Raw genomic sequence first — 5,257 nt, forward strand, 5'->3', positions numbered from 1 at the left:
TATAAATCTAAAGCTTAAAAATAAGCTTTAGATTTTTAATATTCATATTGATTTAGTTCTTCTTGAGTGCCAAGTAGCATTAGTATATCATTTAAATATGCAGTGGTTTCTAAATTTGGCATAATACTCCAAATATCATGCTGTTTGTGTGCAATGACTTTTAAATTTTGTCCAATAAATTGCAAAGTTTTTCCTGCTAAATTTTCATCTATTAGAAGTTTTGCTACTTTTATGGTGTTAGCTGAAAGATCTATGATTTCAAAATTTGGATTAGTAATAAGAATTTTAGCTAAACGCTTTGCAGATTCTTTTTCAGGATAGATGACTTTATTAACCCCAAGTTTTGAAAGAATTTGTCCATGTGTAGAAGAATTTGCTTTAGCTATGATATTTTTTACTCCTATTTCTTTTAAGGCCATGAAAGTGAGTATGCTTGATTCTAAATTTTCACCTATGCTAAGTATGACAACATCGGCATTTGCATAACCTGCTTCTTTTAAAGCTATAGTATGGGTAGAATCTAGAATATAAGCAAAATCTGCGTGATCTTGTAGTTCTTTAACTGCTTCTTCATCTATATCTGAAACAATAACCCTTTTACCTTGGTCAATAAGTTCTTTTGCTAAAACTGAGCCAAACCTTCCAAGTCCTATAATACCATAAGTTTCTTTTTTCATAATATGATTTTTCCTTTTGGATAATTTAAATATTTTTCTTTTTCTTTAAAAAATATACTAAATAAAAATGCAAGCACACCCACTCTGCCACTAAGCATAAGTAAAATAACGATAAGTTTGCTTTCGGAATTAAAAAGTGCGCTAAGTGACAAAGTTCCGCCATCGCCTACTGAAACTCCAACAGTAGCAAATGCTGAACTTGTTTCAAAAAGTAAGGGTAGAAAGCTTTTATCATCTTCAATTAAGGATAAAATTAATACACAAGTGATGATATAAACAATAGAGCTTACTGTTATAATAAAAGCTTTATTAATGGTTTCATTTGGAATTTCAAAGTTAAAAATCCTTGTATTGCTGTCTTTGATACTCCAATAAGCATAAATTAATAACACAGCAATGGTAGTTACTTTGATACCTCCAGCAGTTCCACCAGGTGCACCACCTATAATCATAAATAAAGATCCAAAAAATAAACTTGCGTCTTTAAAGGTGCTAATATCAAGAGTGTTAAATCCTGCAGTTCGGTAATTTACTGCTGTAAAATATGCACTCATAATTTTATCAAAAAGAGAAAATTCTCCAATACTTTTTGGGTTGTGATATTCAAATAAAAAAACTACCAAACTAGCAAAAATAATTAATACAACAGTAGAAATTAAAACAAGTCTTGTGTGCAAGCTTAAAGTTGCAAAACGTCTTTTGGAGAAAAAGTATAATTCTAATAATACAAAATAACCCAAACCTCCAATGATAACTAAAGAAGTGATAATGAAGTTAATCCAAAAATCATCTCTATAAGGCATTAAACCACTTTCAAATACACTAAAACCAGCATTGTTGAAAGCTGAAATAGAGTGAAAAATACTAGCCCATAGAGCTTCACTTAAATTCATATCAAGTTTAAATCTAAAAAATAATAATATTGCTCCTATAAGCTCAATAGCAAATACAAAAAATAAAACCTTTTTTAAAAATCCTACAAGTCCATCAGCGCTAGGATAAATCAAAGATTCTCTTAAAAGGTTTTTTTCTCCAAAACTCATTTTCTTACGCACTAGAATATATAAAGCCATGGCTATACTCATATAGCCCAAGCCACCTATTTGAATAAGTAATAAAATAACAAGTTGTCCATAAAAGCTAAAATCTAGTGAAGTATTTAATACAACAAGTCCTGTCATGCTTACAGCTGAAGCACTAGTAAAAAATGCATCTAAAAAAGATATAGATTTTGTGTGCATGATAGGTAGCATAAGGATAAAACTACCAAAAAGTGCTATAAGTATATAGCCTATAAATAAAATTCTTATATTATTTCTATCTAAAGATAATTTTGTCATTTTGTTTCTTTAAAAAGTAAAAAGAAACATTCTACTTAAAATTGGTTAATGAGTAAAAGAAGAAAACTTTCCACTTAAAAGTGGAAAGTTGGAGTATTAAAACATACCTACTGCTAAGAAACCTAAGGCAACAGCTATAGCTATAGCTAATACACCTGGGATAAAGAATGCATGGTTAAATATAAATTTTCCAATTCTTGTTGTGCCGGTATCATCCATTTGAACTGCACCTAATAAAGTAGGGTAAGTTGGAAGAACGAAAAGTGCTGAAACAGCAGCAAAACAAGCAACTAGCATATAAGAATCTGCAGGATTTGTAGCTGAAATTCCTAATGCAGCAATGATAACTGGAACAATAGCTTTTGCAGTAGCTGCTTGAGAGTATAAAAGCATACTAGCAAAGAAGAAAGCAACTGCAAGCATAGCTGGAGTTTGTTTAACCCACTCACCTGCTACTTCTTTAATACCTGCTTCATGACCTGCAACGAAAGTATTTCCAAGCCAAGCAACACCAAATACACATACACAAGCTGTCATACCTGATTTAAATACACTTGTATCTAAAATTTTTGCAGGTTCAACTTTACATAAGAATGTAATTAAAGTTGCAGCAGTTAATAAGAAACTCATAATCGCAGCATCTCTTGGGATAACTACTGGATCAATCCACTTAATGTTGTTAGAAATTGCTGTAGCATAAAGAACAACTGCTAATACTGTGAATAAGAAAATAGCAACTGAAAGTTTTGCACCTGGTTTATCTTCGCTTTGTAAAACATCAGAAGCGCTTTTTACAAGGCCAGCTTTTAAACGTTCTTGGTATACAGGGTCTTTGCTAAGATCCATAGGAGTGATTAAACTTACAATGAAAGCTGTAATCATACAAGCAGCAAAAGTAGTTACAATCCAAATACCAATTAATGCAGGATAGTTCCAACCAAGCGGTTCTAATACGCCAGTCATATAAACAACAGCAGCACTAACTGGAGAGGCTGTAATACCAATTTGTGAAGCAACAACCATTAGCGAAAGTGGAGCTGATGGTTTAATGTTTTGTGATTTTGCAACATCAATAACAACAGGCATTAATGAAAATACCGCATTACCAGTACCTGCTAAAATGGTAAGTAACCAACCGCAAGCTGGTGCAAGGTAGTTGATAAATCTTGGATGTTTACGTAAAATTCTTTCGGTAACTTTTACCATATAATCTAAACCACCTGCTTGTTGCATTGCTGAAATTGCAGCAATAGCTGCGGCGATGATTAAGATAACATCCCAAGGAATATTACCTGGCTTCATACCTAAAACAAGACCTAAAATAACAACACCCAAACCTCCGGCATAGCCTATTGCTATGCCACCAAGGCGGATACCTATGAAGATTGCCCCAAGAAAGACAACAAGTTGTAAAATAATCATAATATCCATGATTAAACTCCTAAATTATTAAGCTTTTCTTTTTTCTGTCATGTGAGGATTTAACATATTTTCTGGTGTTAAAATTCTTTCAATTTCTTCTTTTGGAAGATATCCTCTTTCAAGACAAATATCGCCAACTGCTTTACCAGTTTCTAAAGCTTCTTTAGCAATACTTGCAGATTTTTCATATCCTAAAACAGGGTTAAATGCTGTAACAATACCGATTGAATTAAGCACAGATTGTTTGCATGCTTCAGGATTTGCTGTCAAACCTCTTACAGCTTTTTCAGCTAGAGATTTCATTGCATTTTCAAGTAATACTATAGAGTTGAATAATCCATAAGCAATACCTGGTTCAAATGCATTAAGTTCAAACTCACCTCTTTCAGAGCAAAGCATGATAGTAACATCATTTCCTATAACTTCATAGCAAGCTTCACCCACTGCTTCACAAATTACTGGATTTACTTTACCTGGCATGATAGAACTACCTGGTTGCATTTTTGGTAGATTAATTTCACCTAAACCACATCTTGGACCTGAATTCATTAATCTTAAGTCATTTGCAATTTTAGATAGTCTTACAGCTGCAGTTTTTAATGCACCACTTACATGTACAAAGTCAGCTGTATCTTGAGTAGCTGCAATGAAATCTTCTGCTGGTTTAAATTCAACACCAGTAATTTCTTTTAATTTTTTCTCAACCACAAATTTGTAATCAGGATGGCAGTTAATTCCTGTACCAATAGCTGTTGCACCAAGATTTAAATAAGTCATTGATTCACGGGCTGCTGTGATTTTAGCAATATCGCTTTTAATATAGCTAGCAAAAGCATTGAAGGTATTTCCTAAAGTCGTTGGAACCGCATCTTCAAGCTCTGTTCTACCCATTTTAATGATATCTTTGTATTCGTTAGCTTTAGCTTCTAATTCAGTTTTTAAAAGCTCCATAGCTTTTAAAAGATCAGTAAGTTTTGCGTAGGTTGCTACTTTAATTGAACTTGGATAAGTATCATTTGTAGATTGACCTAAGTTTGTATGATCATTTGGATGAAGGTATTGATATTCTCCTTTTTTATGCCCCATACTTTCAAGAGCAATATTAGTGATAACTTCGTTAGTATTCATATTTGTACTAGTACCAGCACCACCTTGGATCATATCTACTACAAATTGATCTAAAAATTCACCAGCAATTAATCTATCACAAGCATTAGCGATAGCATCAGCTTTATCTGCATCAAGAACTCCAACTTCTTTGTTGGCAAGTGCAGCCGCTTTTTTAACTTGAGCGAAAGCTTTTACAAAATAAGGATAATCTTGCAACCTTCTGCCACTCATATGGAAGTTTTCTAGTGCTCTAAAAGTTTGCACTCCATAATAAACCTCGTCAGAAATTTCCAACTCGCCAATAAAGTCGTGTTCTTTTCTTGTTCCCATGATGTACTCCTTGTGGGTTTTATTTAAGTTTTGTTTATAAACTTAATGAGTATTATATAACAATTTTTTATAAAAGTTTCATAAATTTTACTAATTTCAATAAAAATATATAAAAATATGCCAGATATTGATATTCATTTTCTTAATATCAATTATTTAGTGTGTATTTTTATGTTTTACGATATTTATTATAGTAATTTATATTTAATATTAATTGTTTTATGTTTACTTATTGTATATATAAGATGATTTTGTAATGTAAACTATGTTGATTAGAGTTTGTAGAAAATCATTTTTCAAAAATAAACAAAATCCCATACTAGTATTTAAAAACTAACAAGCCTTAGCTTGCTAGTTAAACACTAATTTATTGCTTTT

General features: G+C 31.9%; 4 protein-coding genes. All 4 read right to left on the minus strand.

Annotation, left to right across the window (positions count from 1 at the left end; all coding sequences use genetic code 11):
• Positions 1-35: 35 nt before the first annotated feature.
• A complete protein-coding gene (locus tag CAMP5053_RS07870; protein WP_087698998.1) occupies positions 36-677 on the minus strand; it encodes a potassium channel family protein in 642 nt (213 codons plus the stop codon).
• Positions 674-2,017 (minus strand): TrkH family potassium uptake protein, encoded by a 1,344-nt coding sequence (locus CAMP5053_RS07875; protein ID WP_214125546.1) that lies wholly within the window; start codon positions 2,015-2,017, stop codon positions 674-676. The genes CAMP5053_RS07870 and CAMP5053_RS07875 overlap by 4 nt, the downstream gene beginning before the upstream one ends.
• A 96-nt stretch (positions 2,018-2,113) precedes the next feature.
• Entirely contained in the window at positions 2,114-3,448 is a 1,335-nt protein-coding gene (locus CAMP5053_RS07880) for an anaerobic C4-dicarboxylate transporter (RefSeq protein WP_087699000.1), read from the minus strand.
• Positions 3,449-3,466: 18 nt separating this feature from the next.
• The gene (locus CAMP5053_RS07885) at positions 3,467-4,879 is read right to left on the minus strand and encodes an aspartate ammonia-lyase (RefSeq protein WP_214100100.1); all 1,413 of its coding nucleotides are present in this window, start codon (positions 4,877-4,879) and stop codon (positions 3,467-3,469) included.
• Positions 4,880-5,257: the final 378 nt, after the last annotated feature.

It is taken from the genome of Campylobacter sp. S4:11 (genome assembly GCF_024723695.1).
In the GTDB taxonomy this organism is placed as follows: Bacteria; Campylobacterota; Campylobacteria; order Campylobacterales; family Campylobacteraceae; genus Campylobacter_D; species Campylobacter_D jejuni_C.